This is a genomic window from Streptomyces sp. NPDC005775, assembly GCF_042871565.1.
Lineage (GTDB): Bacteria > Actinomycetota > Actinomycetes > Streptomycetales > Streptomycetaceae > Streptomyces.
The window spans coordinates 184,312-205,906 of sequence record NZ_JBIAIU010000006.1; the positions used below are offsets into that span (position 1 = coordinate 184,312).

21 protein-coding genes are annotated in these 21,595 nt (G+C 70.9%); 11 read left to right on the plus strand and 10 right to left on the minus strand.

Annotated features, from left to right (window positions below; translation table 11 throughout):
- Positions 1-21 precede the first annotated feature (21 nt).
- Complete coding sequence (locus ACFYPA_RS16420; RefSeq protein ID WP_389132376.1) at positions 22-567, plus strand: GNAT family N-acetyltransferase; 546 nt, start codon at positions 22-24, stop codon at positions 565-567.
- Between the two features lie 49 nt (positions 568-616).
- A complete protein-coding gene (locus ACFYPA_RS16425) occupies positions 617-1,120 on the plus strand; it encodes a GNAT family N-acetyltransferase (protein WP_389132379.1) in 504 nt (167 codons plus the stop codon).
- Positions 1,121-1,177: 57 nt separating this feature from the next.
- On the opposite strand, the gene ACFYPA_RS16430 is transcribed toward ACFYPA_RS16425, so the two are convergent.
- Positions 1,178-2,161: a MarR family transcriptional regulator gene (locus tag ACFYPA_RS16430; RefSeq protein ID WP_389132381.1), complete on the minus strand. Its 984-nt coding sequence runs from the start codon at positions 2,159-2,161 to the stop codon at positions 1,178-1,180.
- A gap of 479 nt (positions 2,162-2,640) precedes the next feature.
- On the opposite strand from ACFYPA_RS16430, the gene ACFYPA_RS16435 reads away from it, so the two are divergent.
- The 4 genes from ACFYPA_RS16435 (at position 2,641) to ACFYPA_RS16450 (ending at position 5,063) form a co-directional block, all read left to right on the plus strand.
- A complete protein-coding gene (locus tag ACFYPA_RS16435; RefSeq protein ID WP_389132630.1) occupies positions 2,641-3,426 on the plus strand; it encodes a Scr1 family TA system antitoxin-like transcriptional regulator in 786 nt (261 codons plus the stop codon).
- Positions 3,423-3,662, plus strand: coding sequence for a DUF397 domain-containing protein (locus ACFYPA_RS16440; RefSeq protein ID WP_359078000.1), 240 nt, complete (start codon positions 3,423-3,425; stop codon positions 3,660-3,662). Before ACFYPA_RS16435 ends, ACFYPA_RS16440 begins: the two co-directional genes overlap by 4 nt.
- 15 nt (positions 3,663-3,677) lie before the next feature.
- On the plus strand, positions 3,678-4,265 hold the full coding sequence (locus ACFYPA_RS16445) for a hypothetical protein (protein WP_359078002.1): 588 nt from the start codon (positions 3,678-3,680) through the stop codon (positions 4,263-4,265).
- Between the two features lie 444 nt (positions 4,266-4,709).
- Complete coding sequence (locus ACFYPA_RS16450) at positions 4,710-5,063, plus strand: beta/gamma crystallin domain-containing protein (protein WP_359078003.1); 354 nt, start codon at positions 4,710-4,712, stop codon at positions 5,061-5,063.
- A gap of 115 nt (positions 5,064-5,178) precedes the next feature.
- Here ACFYPA_RS16450 and ACFYPA_RS16455 read toward each other — a convergent pair whose 3' ends face one another.
- A complete protein-coding gene (locus tag ACFYPA_RS16455; protein WP_389132386.1) occupies positions 5,179-5,835 on the minus strand; it encodes a hypothetical protein in 657 nt (218 codons plus the stop codon).
- Between the two features lie 505 nt (positions 5,836-6,340).
- Complete coding sequence (locus ACFYPA_RS16460) at positions 6,341-7,450, minus strand: citrate synthase 2 (RefSeq protein ID WP_359078007.1); 1,110 nt, start codon at positions 7,448-7,450, stop codon at positions 6,341-6,343.
- 218 nt (positions 7,451-7,668) lie between these two features.
- Between ACFYPA_RS16460 and pdxH the strand changes: the two genes are divergently transcribed.
- A complete protein-coding gene (pdxH, locus tag ACFYPA_RS16465) occupies positions 7,669-8,304 on the plus strand; it encodes a pyridoxamine 5'-phosphate oxidase (RefSeq protein ID WP_359078880.1) in 636 nt (211 codons plus the stop codon).
- Positions 8,305-8,675: 371 nt separating this feature from the next.
- Positions 8,676-10,037 (plus strand): PAS domain-containing protein, encoded by a 1,362-nt coding sequence (locus ACFYPA_RS16470; protein WP_389132389.1) that lies wholly within the window; start codon positions 8,676-8,678, stop codon positions 10,035-10,037.
- Between the two features lie 64 nt (positions 10,038-10,101).
- Here ACFYPA_RS16470 and ACFYPA_RS16475 read toward each other — a convergent pair whose 3' ends face one another.
- Positions 10,102-10,857 carry an SIS domain-containing protein gene (locus ACFYPA_RS16475; protein ID WP_359316232.1) on the minus strand — a complete coding sequence of 252 codons (756 nt, stop codon included), beginning with the start codon at positions 10,855-10,857 and terminating at the stop codon, positions 10,102-10,104.
- A gap of 207 nt (positions 10,858-11,064) precedes the next feature.
- Between ACFYPA_RS16475 and ACFYPA_RS16480 the strand changes: the two genes are divergently transcribed.
- Together ACFYPA_RS16480 and ACFYPA_RS16485 are read left to right on the plus strand one after the other, a co-directional pair.
- Positions 11,065-11,757, plus strand: coding sequence for a metal-dependent transcriptional regulator (locus ACFYPA_RS16480; protein WP_359078013.1), 693 nt, complete (start codon positions 11,065-11,067; stop codon positions 11,755-11,757).
- Positions 11,758-12,492: 735 nt separating this feature from the next.
- On the plus strand, positions 12,493-13,386 hold the full coding sequence (locus ACFYPA_RS16485; RefSeq protein ID WP_359078015.1) for an alpha/beta hydrolase: 894 nt from the start codon (positions 12,493-12,495) through the stop codon (positions 13,384-13,386).
- Between the two features lie 211 nt (positions 13,387-13,597).
- On the opposite strand, the gene ACFYPA_RS16490 is transcribed toward ACFYPA_RS16485, so the two are convergent.
- The 3 genes from ACFYPA_RS16490 to ACFYPA_RS16500 form a co-directional block, all read right to left on the minus strand.
- A complete protein-coding gene (locus tag ACFYPA_RS16490; RefSeq protein ID WP_389132394.1) occupies positions 13,598-15,250 on the minus strand; it encodes a transporter in 1,653 nt (550 codons plus the stop codon).
- Positions 15,247-16,074 (minus strand): ABC transporter ATP-binding protein, encoded by an 828-nt coding sequence (locus ACFYPA_RS16495; RefSeq protein WP_359078019.1) that lies wholly within the window; start codon positions 16,072-16,074, stop codon positions 15,247-15,249. The genes ACFYPA_RS16490 and ACFYPA_RS16495 overlap by 4 nt, the downstream gene beginning before the upstream one ends.
- Positions 16,075-16,140: 66 nt before the next feature.
- On the minus strand, positions 16,141-16,797 hold the full coding sequence (locus tag ACFYPA_RS16500) for a bifunctional DNA primase/polymerase (RefSeq protein WP_389132633.1): 657 nt from the start codon (positions 16,795-16,797) through the stop codon (positions 16,141-16,143).
- Between the two features lie 321 nt (positions 16,798-17,118).
- On the opposite strand from ACFYPA_RS16500, the gene ACFYPA_RS16505 reads away from it, so the two are divergent.
- On the plus strand, positions 17,119-18,501 hold the full coding sequence (locus ACFYPA_RS16505) for a transcriptional regulator (RefSeq protein ID WP_359078021.1): 1,383 nt from the start codon (positions 17,119-17,121) through the stop codon (positions 18,499-18,501).
- A 180-nt stretch (positions 18,502-18,681) separates the two neighbouring features.
- On the opposite strand, the gene xerC is transcribed toward ACFYPA_RS16505, so the two are convergent.
- The 3 genes from xerC to ACFYPA_RS16520 all read right to left on the minus strand — a co-directional run bounded on the left by xerC (position 18,682) and on the right by ACFYPA_RS16520 (position 21,561).
- A complete protein-coding gene (gene xerC / locus ACFYPA_RS16510; RefSeq protein ID WP_359316226.1) occupies positions 18,682-19,875 on the minus strand; it encodes a tyrosine-type recombinase/integrase in 1,194 nt (397 codons plus the stop codon).
- Between the two features lie 70 nt (positions 19,876-19,945).
- A complete protein-coding gene (locus tag ACFYPA_RS16515) occupies positions 19,946-20,164 on the minus strand; it encodes a helix-turn-helix domain-containing protein (RefSeq protein ID WP_359316223.1) in 219 nt (72 codons plus the stop codon).
- A 188-nt stretch (positions 20,165-20,352) separates the two neighbouring features.
- Complete coding sequence (locus tag ACFYPA_RS16520) at positions 20,353-21,561, minus strand: DUF3631 domain-containing protein (RefSeq protein ID WP_359316221.1); 1,209 nt, start codon at positions 21,559-21,561, stop codon at positions 20,353-20,355.
- Positions 21,562-21,595 lie beyond the last annotated feature (34 nt).

Below are 21,595 nucleotides of genomic sequence, written 5' to 3' on the forward strand. Positions count from 1 at the left end.
CAGGCCAAGGAGGTCCGCACCATGAGCAGCACCACGGCGTCACCCTTTCCCGAGGGCATCGAGCTCACCGGGGAGGGCCTCGTCCTGCGCGACTGGACGGAAGCGGACCTGGCCGCGATGCCGGAGCTGTTCGATCACCCCGACATCGCGCACTGGACGCCGATCGTCTCCCCCTTCGACGCGAAGGCCGCCCGCAACCGCCTGGACAAGGCCCGGCAGCTGCGGTCGGAGGGCACGACGATCCTGCTCGCCATCACCACGGACGGCGGCGCCCCGCTCGGCGAGGTGATGCTGCGCCGCGCCCCCGAGGGCACGGAGATCGGCTACGCGGTCGGCCCGGCCCACCGCGGCCAGGGACTGGCCGCGCGGGCGGTACGCGTGATGGCCGCGTACGCCTTCGAGGAGCTGGGCGTGGAGCGGGTGATCCTGGAGCTGGAGGCCGAGAACGCGTCGAGCGTCGCGGTGGCCACGAAGACGGGCTTCCGCCTGCTCGACGTACCGCTGATCGAGGGGGAGGAGAAGGGGCGGCCGTTCGTCCTTCAGACGTGGGGACTGAACCGCCCCTGACACAGGGGGGCCGCCGGGTGCGGGACGGCCCATGCGGCAGAGTAGGGGCATGTCCTCGTACGAGACCATGCCGTTCCACCTCGAAACCGAGCGGTTGATCCTGCGGCCGTGGGCCGAGTCCGACGCCGCCGAGTTCCGCGACCTCCTCACCGAACGCGGCAACGGCACGCAGACCGTCGAGCACATCCGGACAGCCATCGCGGAGCTCCTCACCGCCACGGAGTCCACGGGGATCGCCCTGCTGCCCATCCAGCGCCGCGACGAGGGCGACTTCATCGGCTACTGCGGGCTGATCATCGGGCGCTCCACCCTGGAGGAGCCCGAGATCGCGTATGAGCTGTTCCAGCACGCGCACGGGCGCGGCTACGCCACCGAGGCGGCCGGTGCGGTGCTCGACGCCGCAGCGGCGACCGGGCGGGCACGCCTCTGGGCTACCGTCGCCGCGTGGAACACACCGTCGTTCCGTGTCCTGGAGAAGCTCGGGTTCGAGCGGGACCACGTTTCCACGGAGGACAAGGGCGAAATCGTCTGGCTCACACGCTCGTTGCCGTGACCGGAGGGCCCGCCGACCGCGACGCGGGTGGTCACGGCTGTGGGGGTGGAGGGGGCCTCAGGGTGCTTTGAGGAGGTCGCGGAGTCCGGCGACGAGTGCGGTGACGTCCCGTTCGACGGGAGGTTCGGGTGTGGGCCGGGGGGTGGCGGTCTTCGGCCGGCGGCAGGGGCGGCAGAGGCCGTCGGGGAGTGCTTCGGCAGGCCCGGGGGCGCCGCATTCGGTGCATTCCATCAGCACGTGGCGGACGGGGGCTCCGGCCGGGGGCGGGGTGGGGGCGGCGGGGGCCGCGGGCGGGATCTTCTTGATGAGGCGGTCGCGGACGAAGCCGTAGGGTGAGCCGACCTTCAGGGGAAGTCCCGCGAGGAGTGCGCCGGTGAGGTAGTCGGTGTTCACGCCGCGTGCGAACCACTGCTCGGCCAGGCCTTCCAGGACCGCGCAGTCCTCGGCGGACAGCGTCAGCCGTGTGTCGCGGCGGCCGAGTTCGGCGAGGGCCAGGTACGCGGGCGAGTGGGCTTCCGGCGCGGCGGCCCGTTGCGCGGGTACGGCGGGCTGCGCGGGCGCCTGCTCCGGTACGGGGACGGGGGCGTCGGGTACGGGAATGGCGGGCGCGGCGGTCGGAGCGGCCGTGGGTACGGACAGGGGCCCTCCCGCGAGATGGGCGGCCCACCATTCGTTGTCGCGGGCGGTGCGTGACCAGGACGTGCGGAACACCCACCGCACCTGATCTCCGTCGCCGACCGCGCACCGTACGCGCCGCAGGTGCCCGGCGACGGACAGGGCGGTCAGTGCGGAGGCCATGGCCTGCTGCCCGTACAGGGGAATCTGCTGGGCGAGGCATTTCACGCTCATCGACGCGCCCTCGGGCAGCCGCTCGATGAACCCGGCGACGTAGCGCTCGCGCAAGGGCAGCAGGGCGAAATCGTCGGCAGCGGGCGCGAGTTGGTTCGGGGCGGACCGCTTGCCGTAACCGGGATGGGCCATCGGGTACGGGGCCGACCCTGCGGGCGCGGGCAGGGCGGGACTATGGTTCTGAGGAGCCACGAGATCGTTTTCCCTTTGTTGGCGATCTTGAGGTGAGACCCCGGCTCGGTGTGACAACACCGGTCGGGGTCGCTTCGTTCTCGCACCGTAGACAGTCGCCACGCTCCGTCGCAAGCTGTCACCATTAGTCATACTTGCTCGCCGTTACGGGGCAGGGAGGTCAGGGTGGTTATCCCAACCTCCCTGTTTTTGGTGCCGGGTTAAAAGAAGGCGCTCGAATCTCGGGGCTCGCGTCCCGACGCCCGAATCCCGAGTCTCGAGCCCCGGCCCGGCCCTGCCCTACGTACCCTCGAACGAGTGAGACGCCCCTCCCGAAGCCCGCATCCCGAGCTTCGGGGCCCAAGCTTCGGGAGAGCCCGGCCGTGCCGTCCACCCGTACAGACTTCTTGTACGGGTCGTCGAGGCGTGAAGTACGGGACCGGGTGGGGAGTGGGGACCGTATGCAGCCCAGGAATCGGCAACGCAAGAACGCGTCGGCCATGAAGCTCGTAGGCAAGCTGGTCGCCGTGTTCCGCGTCGCGGCCGGCCTGACTCAGGCCCAACTGGCCGATCACGTAAGCGTTCAGGTGGAGACCGCCGCCTCGATCGAGCAGGGGCGCCGCGCGCTCCTCCCCGACCTGGCGCGCCGGATGGACGAACTCCTGGACACGAAGGGCGCGCTGGCCACGGCGGTGGAGAACATGCCGGAGGTCGACCTCGTACCGGCGTGGGCCGAGCAGTACATGGACCTGGAACGGGAGGCGCTGGCCCTCTCCTGGTACGACAACCAGGTCCTGCCCGGCCTGCTCCAGACCGAGGCCTACGCGCGGGCGGTGTTCCGCAACCGGGTCCCCGTCTTCAGCGAGGAGAAGATCGCGATCCAGACCGCGTCCCGGCTGGAACGCCAGGAGATCCTGCACCGCTCCGCACCCCCGACGATCAGCTTCGTCATCTGGGAGCCGGTGTTGTTGCTCCAACTCCTCGACGACGAAGCGCATGCGGGGCAACTGCGCCATCTGCGTACGTGCGCCGCGCTGCCGGGTGTCAGCCTTCAGGTTCTGCCGTTGAGTCATCGTGCGCATGCCGGGCTCGACGGCCCCTTCACGCTGCTGGAAACGCCTGACTACCAGCAGGTCGCCTACTCCGAGACGCAGCGCGGCAGCCTGCTCGTCTCCGACCCCGATGAGATCAGCATCCTGTCCCAGAAATATGCGATGCTGCGAGCTCAGGCCCTCAGCCCCGAAGACACCCTGGGCCTGCTGGACCGTCTGCTGGGAGAGCAATGAGCACTGCACGCGCGTGGTTCAAGTCCAGCTACAGCGGCGACGAGGGCGGCCAGTGTCTCGAAGTCGCCTACGAGTGGCGGAAGTCGAGCTACAGCGGCAGCGAGGGCGGCCAGTGCGTCGAGGTCGCTGCCCACCCCGCCGCCGTACACGTCCGCGACTCCAAGCACCCCGAGGGCCCGGCCCTCGCCCTCGCCCCCGCCGCCTGGGCCGCCTTCGCCGCACACGTGGGCCGCTGAGGCGCCGGGGGAATCGTGGGGGACCACTTCCAGACCGTCGTCGACCTCGACGCCACCGAGCGGGACGCACAGGAGCTCGGGGCCCGGGTCCTGGACTGGCTGATCGCGGAAGGCATCGTGGCCGCCGAGCGCACCGACTGTGTCCTGGACGGCGACGGATACGGACATGCGCCCGGCCCTCACTTCACCAAGGCCGTCGAGGACCCGGACCCGGTCGACCTGTGGTCCAACGGGCTACACGTCCAGACCGGCCGTACGGTCTTCGACAGCGGCCAGGGGGACGCGGGCGCGGCCACCTGCCCGCTCTGCCGGACGGAGATCCGGCTGGTCGACGAGGTGTGGGAGCCCATCGAGTCCGCCTGGGAGCCCTTCAAGGGGCGATTCCACGACTGGGCCGAGGACGGCGGCGAGGGGCTCGTGCACTGCCCCTCCTGCGACCGGCCGTCCGGGATCGACCGGTGGAGCTGGGAGGACGACTACTACGCGTGCGGGCAGCTCGGGTTCACGTTCTGGGGCTGGGCGGAGCTCACGTCCGGCTTCACCCGGGAGATCGGCCGCAAGCTGGGCGGCCACCGAAGCGTGCTCCTCGCCGGAAAGCTGTAGAGCCTGGTGAGAACCCGGTCCGTCCTGGTGGATCGGGGCGCCCGTGGCCAGAGGCAGGTCGGGCGGCATGGCCGGATGAGGCGTCATCCGTAGCGCCCCGCCCACGTGCCTGGTCGGCATTCGCACACGACCTCGTCGTCCCCGACCAGCCAGGAGCAGATCCTCCCGGACGGCAGAAAGGCGGCAAAGCACTCTCATGTCTCGATCTGGACATTTAAGGGTCCATTTCCGGACCGGGGGTCGTGGATGATTGCCATGTGCAGTCGCCTTGCGCGATCTTCGTAAAGCAGGAGAGAGAGTGGCAACGGCAGTGATGTGCCACGCGCGAAAATTGCTTCGTCGCCTCTTTGTTCGCCGTCGCTACGCGGCTTTCCTGTTCGAATATCGAGGGCTGAAGGTGGAATGCCGTATGCCGGAAGCCGAGTACCGGACGAAGGGGATCTTGTGATTTCGAAGACGAAGAGGGCTGCCCGCTCCCTGGGCGTGGCGATCGCCGCCACCGCCGCGGTGACGATGGTCATGCCCGCGAACAGCGCCTTCGCCATCGACCACGTCGAGTGCCGTGGTGGGGAGAACTTCCTGAAGGTCTGGTCCCACCTGGACGGCCGTACCAGCGTGGACTGCTATGCCAACAAGGGCCGGACCGGTTTCGGCAGTTGGTGGGTCGACCGCATTTCCACGGGCAACAACGACCTCGTCTACTTCGATGTGAACGGCGACTCGGTGCGCATCAACCGGTGGACCGACATCACGTTCCCGAACAACCCGCCGCGGGTCAAGGACATCGAAATTCTCTGACTCTCTTCGAGGCTGTCCCTTCGGGCCCGTACACCGGCGCCCGAAGGCGAGTGGCCGCCGGCCGGGCATGTCGTCATGGACGAGATGCCCGGCGCGTGGACGCGGGAACGGATGGTCAGTTGGTCCAGAGGACCGGGCTGTCGCTGTACGCGTCACCCTCGTCGAACGAGGCGGCCGCGATGGGGTCGGTCTTCGTGGCGCTGAGCGAGCAGGTCTCGTACGACGCGCCCTTGGTGGTGAAGTCGCGGGGCGCCGTCTCGCTGTCGCACTTGCCGGGGAGGTCGCCTATCAGGATGACGCCCGTGGGGCCGCCGTCTGCCAGCTCACCGCGCAGCCTCAGGGACGCGTAGGACAGGTCGGTGCCGCCGACGTTCTCCACCTTCATTCGGATGTAGTAGGGCTTCATGCCCTTCGCCTTGTCACCGAAGGGGGCCATTTCGGCCTCGGCGCCCTTCTCGATCGCCGTGACGGTCACGGCGACGGTGCCCTTCTTCTCGGTTCCGTACGTGAACGGCAGGACCGCCTTGTCGCCGATCTTGAGCTTCGTGCCCGGGGCGGTGATGTCGCCACCGGCCGGAGCGGCAGCGTCGTCGCTGGGGTCCGCGGACGGGCTCTGGCTGCTCGGGTCGGACGACGCCGGGTCGGACGCCGGGGCGGAGGCGGATGGTGAGTCCTGTACCGATGCCGAGTCCTCGCCGTCGTTACAGGCCGTGAGCCCGAGCCCCAAGGTGGTGAGGGCAACTGCGGAGACGATGCGTCCCTTGTGTGTCATTTTGGGCCTAACTGGCAGTGAGGGCTGCCCTGTACGACAGCCGGAACGTTCAACAACTGGACGAGGTGCCCCGCCACGCGGATGCGGCCGGACGTGCCGGAGCGGCGCGGTGACGGGTGTCCGTCACCACGCCGCTCCATGACGCATCTCAGACTGCGGCGGGAATGACACAGGAACGCCACAGGAATGCGACGGGTACGGCACGGCTCCCGGGGCGGGCCACCGCTCCGTGGGCTCCTCGGGGATGGCCCCCGGCGGAAGGCTCAGGTGTCGTCGCGCAGGTTGTGCACGATGCAGCGCGGGCCAGGTGCAGCGGCGAACGTCCGGTCCACCGTGACCAGTTCCGCTCCGAGGGTCTCGGCCAGGGCGAGGTAGGCAGCGTCCTACGGCCGCATGTTGTGGCGCAGCTGCCAGATGCGTGGGAGCAGCGTCTCGTCCGGAACCTCGCGCACATGAATGATCGCCAGGCAATCAACGTAGTCGCACTGCTTGCCTGGCGGCCTGGTCAGTTACCCAGGTCCGCCAGCTGATCGAATCCCGGGATCTCCCGCGGGCTGCGCGTCCCCGGCCCGACGTACGTCGCCGACGGCCGCACCAGGCGCCCCGTCCGCTTCTGCTCCAGGATGTGCGCCGACCAGCCCGCCGTACGCGCACACGTGAACATCGACGTGAACATGTGCGCCGGGACCTCCGCGAAGTCCAGCATGATCGCGGCCCAGAACTCCACGTTCGTCGCCAGCACCCGGTCCGGGCGCCGCGCGTGCAGCTCCTCCAGGGCGGCCTTCTCCAGCGCCTGCGCCACCTCGAAGCGCGGTGCGCCCAGCTCCTCGGCGGTTCGTCGCAGGACGCGTGCGCGGGGGTCCTCCGCCCGGTAGACCCGGTGACCGAAGCCCATCAGGCGCTCGCCCTTGTCCAGGGCCTTCTTCACGTACGCGGTGGCGTCGCCGGTCCGCTCGATCTCCTCGATCATGCCGAGGACGCGGGACGGCGCGCCCCCGTGCAGCGGGCCCGACATGGCGCCCACCGCGCCGGACAGTGCGGCGGCCACGTCGGCGCCGGTGGAGGCGATGACGCGGGCGGTGAACGTCGAGGCGTTCATGCCGTGCTCGGCGGCCGAGGTCCAGTACGCGTCGACGGCCTTCACGTGCCGGGGGTCCGGCTCACCGCGCCAGCGGATCATGAACCGCTCCACGACGGACCCGGCCTTGTCGATCTCGCTCTGCGGGACCATCGGCCGGCCCTGCCCGCGCGCGGACTGCGCGACGTACGACAGCGCCATGACGGCGGCCCGTGCCAGGTCGTTGCGCGCGGTCTCCTCGTCGATGTCCAGCAGCGGCTTCAGGCCCCACACGGGGGCGAGCATCGCCAGCGCGGACTGGACGTCGACCCGGATGTCACCGGAGTGCACCGGGATCGGGAACGGCTCGGCGGGCGGCAGGCCGGGACTGAACGCCCCGTCGACCAGCAGGCCCCACACGTTGCCGAACGACACATGGCCGACGAGATCCTCGATGTCGACGCCTCGGTACCGCAGCGAACCGCCTTCCTTGTCGGGTTCGGCGATCTCCGTTTCGAACGCGATGACTCCTTCGAGTCCGGGTACGAAGTCGGACATCAGGCGGCTCCCTCGGATCGGCGGCTGCGGGCGGGCCCCAGGGCCCACCCAAGATACTGGCGGGTTCCGACGTGACCGGGAAGCGTGACATCCGGCACAGCTCCCCTTCCGCCGCGTCATAACGGCGGGCGGACCTCCTTCGTGCGCGGCCGCTGCGGCAGGATGACATCGTGCCCACCGCAGACTCCTCCTTCGATTCCACCACTGATCCGGCCGCGATGCGCGAGCAGTACCGGTCCGAGGCCTTCACCGAGGACGGCCTCGCCGCCGACCCGATGGGGCAGTTCGCCCACTGGTTCCGGCAGGTCGCCGCAGGCGGCATGCTCCACGAGCCGAACGCCATGGTGGTGTCCACGGCGACCCCCGAAGGCCGCCCGTCCTCGCGCACGGTCCTGCTGAAGATGTACGACGAGCGCGGATTCGTCTTCTTCACCAACTACGACTCCCGCAAGGGCCGCGAGCTGACCGCCAACCCGCACGTCTCGCTGCTCTTCCCCTGGCACCCGCTGGCCCGCCAGGTCATCGTCACCGGCACCGCGTCCCGCGTCCCCCGCGAGGAGACGGTCGCCTACTTCCGCACCCGCCCCCACGGCTCCCAGCTCGGCGCGTGGGCCAGTGACCAGTCCGCGGTGATCGGCTCGCGCGAGGAGCTGATCGGCCGCTACGAGGACCTCGAGGCCCGCTATCCGGAGGGCGAGAAGGTCCCGGCGCCCCCGCACTGGGGCGGGTTCCGCGTCGTCCCCGACACGATCGAGTTCTGGCAGGGCCACGAGAACCGGCTCCACGACCGGCTGCGGTACGTGAGGGAGGGCGGCGGGGCGGGCGCGTGGCGCGTCGAGCGGCTGTGCCCGTAGAACGCGGGACGCCGCTGCCCCGGCATGCAGAAACCCGCAGGCTCTGGTCCCTCCTTGCGGAGGAGCCGGCCGGACTTACCGGCGAGCCTGCGGGTCGGTGACTGCTTGGGTTTCGGCAGACGAGCCTGCCGAGGTGCACTGTGTGCGACGACGGGCTGTCAGCCCGCAGCCACCTCACGAATCCGATAAGACTGCACTTTTCGGATCACCTCCTTTCAACGTGTGACACCACCATAGGAACGCCCCCCGGCCCCGCACAACCGAATTAATCGAGTGATTGATTTCGTGGAAGTCGCCGTGTGCTGGGTCACGTTCGAGTTCAATGGTCTGACGTGCGGCAATGGCGGACACGTCTCGCAGGGAGTCCCTGGATGAGTGCTTCCACGACCAGCGGAACGACCGACGCGCTCGGTCCCGATCCGATCCCCGGGGCGGAGTTGCTGGCGGCCCTCCTCGACGGGATGGACGCCGCACTGTGCGCCTTCGACGTGGACGGGACCGTCACCCACTGGAACCGCGAGGCCGAGCGGATCCTCGGCTGGTCCGCCGAGGAGGCCGTCGGGCGGCCCGGCTTCGCCGGGTGGGCGGTGCGGCGGGCGGACGCGGGCGAGGTGCAGGGGCGGCTGATGGCCGTCATGGACGGGGCCGGACGGCAGGTGCACGAGTTCGCGCTGCTGCGCAAGGACGGCGGGCGGGTGCTCGTGCGGACCCAGTCGGCCGGGGTGCGGAGCGCGGACGGGAAGCCCGCCGGGGTGTACTGCGCGTTCAGCGAGGTCCACGCGCAGATCGACCTGGAGCGGTCCATCGCGCTGAGCGAGGCGCTGTTCGAGGACGCGTCGTGGGGTGTCGTCCTGGTGGACGTGGACCTGCGGCCGACCGTCGTCAACGCGCACGCGGCACGCGCGCTGGGCGGCGGCCGTACGACGCTGCTGGGCCGCCCGCTCGGCGAGCTGATCGTGCAGGGCGTGGAGGACCTGGAGGGCGCGCTCCAGCATGTGCTGGCCGAGGGCGCGCCGCCCGCCCCCGTCGAGCTGTGGGTGACCTTGCGTACGGGCGACGGCGACCGGCGGCGGTGCTGGCGCAGCGGCTTCCTGCGGCTGGCCTCGCCGCTCGCGGAGGAGCCGGTGCCGCTGGGTGTGGGCTGGCTGTTCCAGGACGTGACGGAGGCGAAGCTGGCCGTCCAGGAGGCGGACCGGCTGCGGTTCCGGTCCAGACAGTCGCACCGCGCCTCACGCTCGGCCGCCGAGTGCGAGGACCCGATGGAGGCGGCCACGACGTCGCTGGACTACGCGCTCGCGGGCTTCGCCGACCATGCGCTGATCGATCTGGTGGCGGGCGAGCGGCTGGTGCGCGCCGCGGGGACGCCGGCCGACGCGCCGGGCCCGTGCCTGCCGGTGGCCGGCGGTGGCATCCCGATGCGGTACGCGCCGGGGCACCCGGCCCTGCAGGCGGTGGACCGCACGGGTTCGGTGCGGGCCTCGGCGGGCGCCGGGTCGGCGGGGGCGGCCGGGGAGTGGGCGGCGGAGCGGCGCTGGCCCGACGGTGCGGTGCACGCCCTGTGCGTGGTGCTGCGGAGCCGGGGCCGGACGCTGGGCGTGGTGACGTTCCTGCGCTCGTCCCACCGCGCCGCGTTCGAGCGCCCGGACGCGGTGTACGCGGAGGGCGTGGCTGACCGGGTGGCGGCGTCGGTGGACCTGCATCAGGCGCTGCGCCCCGGCCCGTCCGGCGATTGAGGACGGACGCCTCGCCGGGGGCGGGCGCTCACGCCGCGGACCCGGCCGCGGCGCAGCCCGCCGCTCAGTGCCGGTAGAAGATCCGGTCCGCGTACTCCGTCATCACGCGCCCGTTCCACTCGTGGCCCCCGTCGACGTTGCCCGACCGCAGCAGCGGCGGCTCCACGCCCCGCTCCAGCAGGCGCTCCGACGCGGCGGCCATCATCGCCTGCATGATCGCGCTGGTGACGACCGTCGACGCGGGGGCGAAGGGGGCCTCGATGCCGTCGACGTCCAGTTCCGCGTCGCCGATGGCGATCTTGCTGTCGAGGACGATGTCGCAGTGGTCCCGCAGGAATCCGCCCGAGCTGTGCCGGGAGCGGGTGCCCTCCGCGTACGCGACCGAGGTGACGCCGATGACCTTCAGGCCCAGCGCGCGGGCGTTCATCGCCATCTCCACCGGCAGGGCGTTGCGCCCGGACAGCGAGATGATCACGAGGACGTCGCCCGACTTCGCGGGGCTGGAGTCGAGCACCGCGCCCGCGAGGCCGTCGACCCTTTCCAGGGCCGAGCCCAGCGTCGCCGGCATGACGTCGACGCCGAGGGTGCCGGGGACGGCCAGGACGTTCATGAGGGCGAGTCCGCCCGCGCGGTAGACGACGTCCTGGGCGGCCAGCGAGGAGTGTCCGGCGCCGAACGCGAAGAGCCTGCCGCCGGCCACGACGGTGTCGGCGATCGCCTCGCCGGCGGCCGCGATGGAGGCGGACTCCTCGTCCCGCACCCGCTCCAGCAGGCCGATCGCTGCGTCGAAGAACTGACCGGCCAGCTTGCTTTCGCTCATCGAGGAGTGCCTTTCCGGCAAAGTGGGGTGTCGTCCAGGGGGCGTCGTACCGCCGATCACGGTGCGGTCTGGACCAGTGACATGTCAATACCGCACCGGCCGTTCCGGCCTCGTCGGCAGAGCTCCTGCGGACGGTGAGGCACGGTTGTCGGTGCTATGCGTCAGAATTGGACGAGGGCCAGCGCACGACTGCATCGAGGGGCACGAATGTCCGGACTGATCGACACAACGGAGATGTATCTCCGCACCATCCTCGAACTCGAAGAGGAAGGCGTCGTCCCCATGCGCGCCCGGATCGCTGAACGGCTGGACCAGAGCGGTCCGACCGTCAGCCAGACGGTGGCGCGGATGGAGCGCGACGGCCTGGTGCAGGTCGCGGGGGACCGGCACCTGGAGCTGACGGAGGAGGGCCGCCGGCTGGCGACCCGTGTGATGCGCAAGCACCGGCTCGCCGAGTGCCTGCTCGTCGACGTGATCGGCCTGGAGTGGGAGCAGGTCCACGCCGAGGCATGCCGGTGGGAGCACGTGATGAGCGAGGCCGTGGAGCGGCGGGTGCTGGAGCTGCTGCGCCACCCGACGGAGTCTCCGTACGGGAATCCCATCCCGGGCCTGGAGGAGCTGGGCGAGAAGGCCGAGGCCGATCCGTTCCTCGACGAGGGCATGGTCAGCCTGTCGGATCTCGACCCGGGCGCCGACGGCAAGACGGTGGTGGTCCGCCGGATCGGTGAGCCGATCCAGACCGACGCCCAGCTGATGTACACGCTGCGGCGGGCGGGCGTGCAGCCCGGTTCCGTGGTCAGCGTGACGCAGTCGCCCGGCGGGGTGCTGGTGGGCAGCAGCGGTGAGGCGGCGGAGCTGGACGCGGAGGTCGCCTCGCACGTCTTCGTGGCGAAGCGCTGAACACGGGCGAAGCGCCGACCTCGGCGAGCGGGGAGCCGTGGTGAACCTCGGCGGGTAGTGAACAGAGCGAAGCTCTGAGTGCGGCGATGCTCGGAATGTGAGCAGGCGCCGAAGTGCGGGTGGCGGACGATCAGCGGTGCTGACGTCCGTTTTCCGTTTTTCCGTCCGGAATTGCAGCGCCCGGACGGATCGCGTGCCAGTCTGTGGCGCAGGGATACCTGAAAGTGTCGGCCATCTGGCCGTGCGGTCGGGGAGGGGAGCACGGAATGCGCCCGTCGTACTGGCATGTCCGGCCTGCGCACCGGGAGAAGGCCGCAGGCAAGGCTGCCGCGGTCCCGCACGCCCCGCTCGCGGACATGGCTCCGGCGAGGCTTCCGACCTGTCCGTACGCCCCGGCGCACGCCCCCCTTACGCGCGCCCCGGTGACCGGGCCCCGTGCCCGCGCCGGCGGCCCGGAGATGACGGATGGCCCCGGCGCCGCAAGGCGCCGGGGCCTGTCCTCCCCTGTTCCGACCTGGAGCCCCGAGCTCTCAAGGTCGTTTCCCGCGAGCCCTCATCCCCGAGTGGCCCGCCTCCCGGAGAAGATCTCCCCTCCGTGGCCGACGTCAATCCTGGAAGGCGGTCACTCGAACGAGCGGTGTTGCGCGCCGGAAGCCGGTTTTCGAATAAAGGTTCGATAGTCTGGCTGACGCGACCACATGGTGATCGAGGGACCAGAAGGGGGTGCCAGAACAGATGGTGCAGCGCATCGATGTGACCGGAACCGGCGGCGTACGCCTCGCGGCCTGGGAGTTCGCCGACCCGCCCAAGGGGCGCGTCGAATCGGAGCGCGCCGGGGGTGTCTTACTGCTCCACGGACTGATGGGCCGGGCTTCGCACTGGGCCTCCACCACCCGGTGGCTCGCCGAGCGGTACCGGGCGGTGGGCCTGGACCAGCGGGGACACGGCCGCAGCGAGAAGCCGGCCGACGGGCCGTACGACCGTGAGGCGTACGTCGCCGACGCCGAGGCCGCGATCGAGCAGCTCGGGCTCGCCCCCGTCACCCTCATCGGGCACGCCATGGGAGCGCTCACCGCGTGGCAGCTCGCCGCGAAGCGCCCCGACCTCGTCCGGGCCCTGATCATCTGCGACATGCGGGCCTCCGCGCTCGGCGCGGCCTCGCAGCGGGAGTGGGAGGACTGGTTCACGTCCTGGCCGGTCCCGTTCGCCACCCTGGCCGACGTACGGAAGTGGTTCGGCGAGGACGACCCCTGGGTGGAGCGGCCGAACCCGGCCCGCGGCGAGTTCTTCGCCGAGGTGATGGCGGAGCGCGCCGACGGCTGGCGTCCCGTCTTCTCCTGCCGGCAGATGCTCGAGTCCCGCGCCACCTGGGTCTTCGACGCGCACTGGGAGGAGCTGGCTCAGGTCAGGTGCCCGACCCTGGTGCTCCGCGGCCTGGACGGCGAGCTGGGCCGGGCGGAGGCCCAGGAGATGGTCCGGGTGCTGCCCGGAGGCCAGTACGCGGAGGTGGCCGACGCCGGACACCTCGTCCACTACGACCGGCCCGAGGGCTGGCGGGCCGCCGTCGAGCCCTTCCTGGAGCAGCTCGCCGAGGACAACCGGGACGACCTCGAACCGGTGGCTCCCTAAGGGCTGTCCCGTAATCCCTGGTGGATCAGCGCGCGGCGTCAGATGCGGTGCATCGCAAGGCGGAGGGGCGTCCGCATACTGGATGTATTCGGGCGTTCCGACAACGCGGAGAGGTGCCGTAGCTGTCGTCGTGCGCCCGCCAGGGATTACGGGACAGCCCTTAGGCCCTGTGCGGACGTTCCGACAGGGCCTGGGCAGCCCGCCGTGCCCGTCACCCCTTGCTGACCGCCAGCAGGATCTCCGGCAGCCGGTCCGCCGTGCGCGGCGCGGCGACCCGCAGCCCGGCCCAGGCGATCAGGGCCCCGTAGAGGGCGCCCACGGGCAGCAGGACCCACAGCAGGCTCTCCGCGTCGGCGAGATGCAGCCAGATCGTCAGCCCGATCACGGGGGAACACAGCAGTGCGGCCGAGACCATGCCGCCGAAGATCGAGATCCAGGCGAGCCCGGCCTGCCCGGGCGCCACGTTCTTGAACGCACCGTCCTGCGGGATCGAGTACGGGAAGCTCGCCGACGCCACCGCGCCCGTCGCCAGCATCGCGCCCAGCAGGGCGAACGACAGCCCCATGACCCCCGGCAGCGCCGCCCAGTCACCGAGCACCGCCGCCGTCAGCACCGTGACCAGGACCGTGTACGGGAGGGTGATCAGCAGCAGAGCCAGCGCCCGCGCCCTCAGCTCCAGGTACGCGTCCCGGGGCGAGGAGATCGTCAGTGCCACCATCCAGAACGCGGAGGTGTCCTGCCCGAACTGGTTGTACATCTGGATGCCGAGCATCCCGGCGCCGAAGCACGCGAAGTAGACCGACCCCGTGCCCTGCAGCGCGTTGAGCAGCGGCACGATCAGCCCGATCGCCAGCGCCGTCACCCAGGCCGCCTTGGTCTTCGGGTCCCGTGCGACGTACCGCAGGCTGCGCTGCATCACCGTGCCGGTGCGCCCCTCGGGGAACAGCGCCCAGATACCGGGGCGGTCCGTGGCGGACTTCGTGCGGGCCGGTTCGGCGGCGGAGAGCGTCGAGCCGTCCGGCGCCGTCATCAGCTTCTCCAGGCTGCGCCGCCACAGCACCACCAGCAGGACCAGCGCTGCTGCGGAGAGGAGCAGTTGTACGGCGGCCCGGCCGTACGCCCCCTGGGACGCGGATTCCACGGAGCCGATCGCCGAGGCGGGCGGCAGCCAGCGCACCACGTCCGCCGCCGGGTCGAGCGTGGAGAGGCCGCCCGCCCGGCCGAGCCGCTGGGCGCCGAAGTTGACGCCCTGGATGCCGACCGCGATCACCAGCCCGCTGAGCACCGCCAGATCGCGGCCCTTGCGCGAGGTCAGCAGCCGGGTGTTGGCCGTGGCGACCGCCCGTGCCAGCGCGACGCAGACCAGCAGGGTCAGCGGGGCCGCCAGGACGGCGAACACCACCGCGCCCGCCCCGTGCGCCAGCGCGATGACCGAACCGGCCGCCAGGCACAGCGTGAACAGCGGGCCGATGCCGACCAGCGACGACACCAGGAGCCCCGTGATCAGGGGCCGGGGCCGCAACGGCAGCATCACGAGACGGCTCGGGTCGAGGGTCTCGTCCCCGGCGGCGAAGAAGAGCGGCATCACGGCCCAGCCGACCGCCAGCACCGCGGCGAGCAGGACGACGAGGGAACCGGCGTGGGCGTGACCGCGCAGCGCGACCAGCCCGATCAGCTGCCCGAGGGCGAACAGCAGGGTGACGACGACGGAGGCGATGTACACGGCCCGGCGTCCGGCCGACTGCCGCAGCCCGTTGCGGAGCAGGGCGAGCTTGAGGCGTACGAGGACGGGGACCAGGTCCCTGCCCCCGGCCGGGGCGCTCGTCCGGGGGCCGGAGGCGGCCGGGGTGTCGAGCACGTTCATCGGGCACCGCCGAGCCAGTCCAGGGTGGCGCCGCTGTCGCGGTCGCCCGCTCCGACGAGCTCCAGGAAGGCGTTCTGCAGCGAGGACGCGTCGCCGCGGACCTGGTCGAGGGTGCCCTGCGCGCGGATGGTGCCCGCCGCCATGACGGCCACCCAGTCGCAGAGCGACTCGACGAGCTCCATCACATGGCTGGAGAAGACGACGGTGGCACCCGAGCGCGTGTAGCGCTCCAGCACGCCGCGGATGGTCTGCGCCGACACCGGGTCGACGCCCTCGAACGGTTCGTCGAGGAAGAGCACTTCGGGGTTGTGCAGCAGCGCGGCGGCGAGCCCGATCTTCTTGCGCATGCCCGTCGAGTAGTCGATGACGAGTTTGTGCTGGGCGCCCGCCAGGTCCAGGACGTCCAGCAGCTGGGTGGCCCTGTTGTCCACCTCGTCACCGGGCAGGCCGCGCAACCTGCCGGTGTAGGCGAGGAGTTCACGGCCCGACAGGCGCTCGAAGAGCCGCAGGCCCTCGGGCAGGACGCCGATGCGGGACTTCACCTCGACCGGATCGCGCCAGACGTCGCGGCCGCCGATCTCGATCCGGCCCAGATCGGGCCGGAGCAGACCGGTGACCATGGACAGGGTGGTGGTCTTCCCCGCGCCGTTGGGGCCCACCAGGCCGATGAACTTGCCCGCGGGCAGCGCCAGATCGATTCCGGCGACCGCGGTGTGGGCGCCGAAGCGTTTCCACAGCCCTTCCACACGTACCGCGGGCGTCGCCCCCGGTGCGTCGGCCCCGACCGCGCGGTCGGCCCCGTCGGTGTCAGTCCGGTCCGGCATGCTGCACGCCCTTCGAAGTCCCCTGGGAGCGCCCGCCGCCTTCTGGACGCCCCCGCTGGGGACACCCTACGAAAGGCGCCCCCGCGCGTCGGCGGCTTCGCGCCCGCAGGCGTAGGCGAGCGGGCTGATCAGCTCCTCCACCTCGGGCAGCCAGCGGTTGGCGGTGGAGGGGCCGCGGGCCCACTGCACCGCTCCGGCGCCGCCGACGCGGGTGGGCGGGGCGGTGACGTAGTGCCCCTCACCGATTCCGTGCAGGCCGATCGCCGCGGCGTCCCAGCCGACCCTGCGGACGAGGCCCTCGGCCTTGGCGGCGGCGCCCGGCAGGACGAAGAACTGCATCCGCCGGTCGGGGGTGCGGGTGACCGGTCCGAGCGGCAGGCTCATCCGCTCCATCCGGGCCAGTGCCAGGAAGCCCGCCGACTCCGGGACGTCGATGGCGTCGAAGGCGCGTCCGGTCGGCAGCAGGATCGAGGAGCTGGGGTATTGGGACCACATCCGTCGGGCCGCCGCTCCGCTGCCGGTGGCCCGGCCCGCCCAGTCCGCCCGGGTCGGGTGGGCGCCGGGCGCCGCGCAGCCGGCCTCGCCGCACGAGCACCGCTCCGTGCCGCCGGCCGGCTCCAGCCAGGTGCCCGGGCACACGTCCCAGTGCCGCTCCTCCGCGTACCGCACCGCGGCATCGAGCAGTTGCTCGGCTCGCTGCTGGGGGATCTGTGCGGCTTCCATGACTCCGATGGGCTCTTCCACGCACAGCACAACTCCGGCCGCCACCTGGGGTTACGGGCGTGGCGAGCGCGGTTACGGTCCATCGCTTCCGCATGCGGGGCGCATCGATGCACGGGCGGGGGCGCGCGGGAGGGACGGGGGCCGGGGGCGGGTAACCCCATCCCGGAGATCCGGCACAGTCCGTTCGGCATCTTAGGGTGCGCGGCGGGAGGAAAGGGCGAAGACGCGTCAAAAGTGACCAACACGATGAATCGGCGAATTTCTCAGACATATGACGGGCAGTGATTCCTCACCGATCACTGCGACCTCAGGGGGAGAAACATGGCAGCCAGGCCTCTCGTCGCACGCCAGCCGAACGAACGGCTCCAGGCGCTCATTCAGGAAGCCGGATGCTCCAACGCGGGCCTCGCCCGCCGCGTCAACATGGTCGGGGCCGAGCGCGGGCTCGACCTCCGTTACGACAAGACGTCCGTGGCCCGCTGGCTGCGCGGCCAGCAGCCGCGCGGCAGGGCGCCGGGCATCATCGCCGAGGCGCTCGGCCGCAAGCTCGGCCGGACGGTCACGATCGACGAGATCGGCATGGCCAACGGCAAGAACCTGGCCTCCGGCGTCGGCCTGCAGTTCGCCCCGACGGTGATCGGGGCGATCGAGCAGGTCTGCGAGCTGTGGCGCAGCGACGTCGGCCGCCGCGACTTCCTGTCCGGTTCCGCGGTGGCGTCCTCGGCGTTGGTCGAGCCCAGCCGCGACTGGCTCATCACCGGGGCGGACCCGCAGGTGGCACGCGTCGCCGGGGCCCGGGTGGGGATGCCGGACGTGGAGGCGGTGCGGGCGACGACGGCGGCGCTGGTCGACCTGGACCACCGGTTCGGCAGCGGCCATGTGCGGCCGGTCCTGGTGCACTACCTGAACAGTGTGGTCTCCGGGCTGCTCTCGGGGGCGTACCGCGAGTCGACCGGGCGGCAGTTGTTCGCCGCCGTGGCCCGGCTCACCGAGCTCGCCGGGTACATGGCGATCGACACGGGACAGCCGGGTCTCGCCCAGCGTTACTACATCCAGGCCCTGCGCCTGGCCCAGGCGGCCGGTGACCGCGCCTACGGCGGCTATGTGCTGGCCGCCTCGATGAGTCATCTCGCCGCCCAGCTCGGCAATCCGCGGGAGATCGCCCAGCTGGCCAGGGCCGCACAGGAAGGGGCGCGCGGGCGGGTGACCCCGCGGGCGGAGGCGATGTTCTACGCGGCGGAGGCCCGCGGCCACGCGCTGCTCGGGGACGCCCGCACCAGCCAGGCGGTGGCGGGCCGGGCGCTGACGGCGCTGGAGCAGGCCGATCCCGAGAGCGGGGACGATCCCGACTGGATCGCTCACTTCGACCACGCGTACCTCGCCGACGAGCTGGCGCACTGCCACCGCGACCTCGGCCAGGCGGAGGCGGCCGCGCGCCGGGCGAAGGAGGCCCTGGGGGCTCTGCCGGCGTCCCGTGCCCGCCGCCGGGGCATCGGGCTGGCCCTGCTGGCCGCGGCGCAGGTGCAGATGCGGGAGGTGGAGCAGGCCTGCCACACCGGGACGCGGGCGATGGAGCTGCTGGGCACGGTCCGCTCCAGCCGGGGCACGGAGTATCTGGACGATCTGCAGCAGCGTCTGGTGCCGTACGGGGACGAGCCCGCGGTACGGGAGTTCGGCGCCCGTCTGGAGCTTCAGGCGGCCTGAGAGGGGGTGCCTCCGGTTCCGCGCCGGCTGCCCGGCCGGGGCCGGGGTTGACGGGGCGCCCCCTTAACTGCGCCGTAACGGCAATGGGGGTGCCCGCTGACCCATACATGCAGGTCAGCGGGCGATTGCGCGACGCATGAGCTAGGGGCGGGAGCCAAATTGGGAGCCACGGGCGCCAAATCAGGGCCTTGGTGGCTGCGTTTCGGTTCCGGTGTCCCCGCGTTCGAAGATCTCGTTCATGGCTTCCGCTCCTTCGGAGAGGACCGGCCGTAGCTGCTTCCGGTAGACGCGCTCCGTCACGCTCGTACCGCTGTGGCCAACCACGCGGGCGATGACCTCGATCGGGATGCCGTGGTCTGAGAGCAGCGATACAAAGCTGGTTCGCAACTCCCGAGTGGTCCAGGCTTCGGGGTTCTTGAACCCTGCCTCTGTCAGCAGCTCCCGGAACTTCTTACGCACATCCTTGGCGCTGCGCAGAGTTCCACGACTCGTCGGAAAGACGAGACCGTCATCCGTCCAGTCGGCGCCAGCAGCCTTGGACTGCGCCTGTTGCTGAATCTTGTACGCCCGGAGCACTGAGGCCGCCTGGTCGGGCATGGCGAGGGAACGGCGACTCTTCCGAGTCTTGGTGTCGCCGGTGCGGCGCACAGATCGCCAGACATCAACGTGAGGTTGTGTGCCCTCTGGCGGTGTGGCGTGCAGGTGAGCCCAAGTCAGCGGCCGTGCTTCTTCGGGACGGATGCCGACCAGGAGGGACAGCACCACGTAGGCGTGAATCCACGTCCCCTGTTGTGCGAGCAGGACGGCTTGCCCCTGCTCCAGGGACAGGGACTTACTCGGGCGGCCGGGCCTGCCTTCCGGCACTTCGACGAGGTCGGCCACGTTCCGTACGACCTTGTCCCTGCGCTGGGCGTGGCTGATCGAGCGTCGAAGGATCGAATGCACCATCCTCAACGACTGCGTTGCGAGCACGGCCGCCCTGCTCTCCAGCCATTCGTCGAGTTCATCCGCACTCAGTTCCCGGAGCTTCGCGGCTCCCAGAAGCGGGGTGATGTGGGTGCCTGCGAGAAACCTGTACGTGTCGACACTGCTCGACTCCCGGCCCTTGAGCCCCTTGTCGAGCCAATCGTTCACGGCGTGGGTGACGGTGTAGTTGGCCGGCGCTTTGACCCCGGCTTCCAACTCCCTCTTCAGGTCTCTAATCTTCCGCCGGACCTCAGCCTTGGTCCGCCCCGAGACCTTGGGTCGGTTGCGCTTCCCAGCCGACGTGTAGCCGAGAGAAACGGCACCGATGAAGCGGCCTTTGGACTTGTCCCAGTAGATCGAATCTTCTCCGTTCCCGGCTTTGCGGGCTCGTTCGGACGCCTCGGTCATGTGGTGCGCCTTTCGCAAGACAAAGAGGCCGCGCCCGGTCGGGCGCGGCCCCTGGTGCGGGTCGGTGGTGTCAGTGCGTGGTGATGCTGGCTTCCTGCTTGAGCAGGTCGACGTAGGCGTCGATGTACTCGGTGGGAATGAGGCGCCTGCGGCCGATACGAACGGTCTGGAGGCGGCCCAGTCGGATCTCCTCGTAGGCCGTGGAGCGCTTCACTCCGAGAAGTTCGGCTGCTGCTTCGACGCGGTGGAGGCGACGCTGCGGCGTGGATGCGGTGGGTGCCGTGTCCATGGTGCGGATGCTCCTTCGACGCGTGGAGGGGCATTCCGGCCCCTTCCTGTCAGGTCCGCTACCTCCGCTACCTCCGCTACCGCCCTGGTCAGGGGCATGATCGAGGTAGCGGCAGGGGTAGCGGTAGCGGATGGAATCCGCTACCGGCCCCCGCACTGTGGGGTGCGGGGGCCGGTAGCGGGTAGCGCTCAGGTAGCGGACGGGAGGAGCATTGCCGCTACCTTTTCCGGGCCGCTGACCTGCGAGGTAGCGGAGGTAGCGGAGGTAGCGGCTCCTGAGGGGGGTGGGGGGCAGTACCGCTCCCACGCGTCGTGGAGATCGGCTGCGTAGTAGCCCTTGAGGACGGTCCCGGCGGTCTTGATGTTGCGGGCCTTGACCGGGGTGTTGTCGAGGGTCATGTACTCCCCGAGCATCTTGGCCAGGCCCCGGGAGTCGAGCGGCCGGCCGCTCATGTCCGCCCAAGGCGCCTCGTCCAGCGCGCACAGCCGGTCCAGGATCGCCACGGTCGGCAGCCGGTCGGTGCCCGCCATCACGTGGTCGCGGAGGTCGGTGAGCAGCCGGATACCGAGGCTGCCTTTGTCGTCGGCGCGGGCGGCGTTGACCAGCTCCAGGCATGCGGTGCGGGCCCGGTCGGGCCAGTCGCCGCCTGCCGCGTCCGCGACGGACAGCAGGGGCTCCCAGACGTCTGCGGGCCGGTCGGTGACGCCTTCGGGCATCTGCGGCCACCGGCCCGCGATGTCGTCGCGGACCTGCTCGGCCCACTGCGCGAGCCGCTCCCGCAGTGCGTGTCCCTCGGCTTCGTGGAGCCGGGCCCGGAACGGTTCGGCTTTCTCGTTCCTTGCCCGGCGCCGCATGCGGATGATGACGGAACGGGTGGTGATGGTGTCGGGCAGGTAGCCGAGCCCGGCAACGGCAACGGCGGTGTAGGAGGGGAACTCGACAACGGTCTGATTGCCCCCGTCTCCGACGCACCGGTAGGTGACTCCGGAGCGGCGGTGTCCGGCGTTCAGGAAGCCGCGGAGTTCCTCGTTGTCTCCTGCCTTGGGGCCGAAGACGGTATCGATCTCGTCGAAGAGGATCGTGGGCCGTCCGGCAGGGTCGGAGACGGACCGGAAGAGGGCGGCGGCCCGCGCGTTCACGGCCAGCATTGGGCGCGGCACCAGGGTCTCCACCACCTCCAGGGCCCGGGACTTGCCCGAGCCCGGTTCCGGGGAGAGGAACGCGAGACGCGGGGTGGAGTCGAACGCGTCCAGAAGGTGCGCGTGCGCGTCCCACAACACGACGGCCACGTAGGCGGCCTCTCGGGGGAACACGTTGAACCGGCGGTGAAACTGCTCCACTTCGGCGAGCAGCGCGGCGCCGTCGATGGGGGCCGTGGTCTGTGCGGTGGCACTCATGCGGCGGTCCTCCTGGACTGGTCGGGAGCGTTGT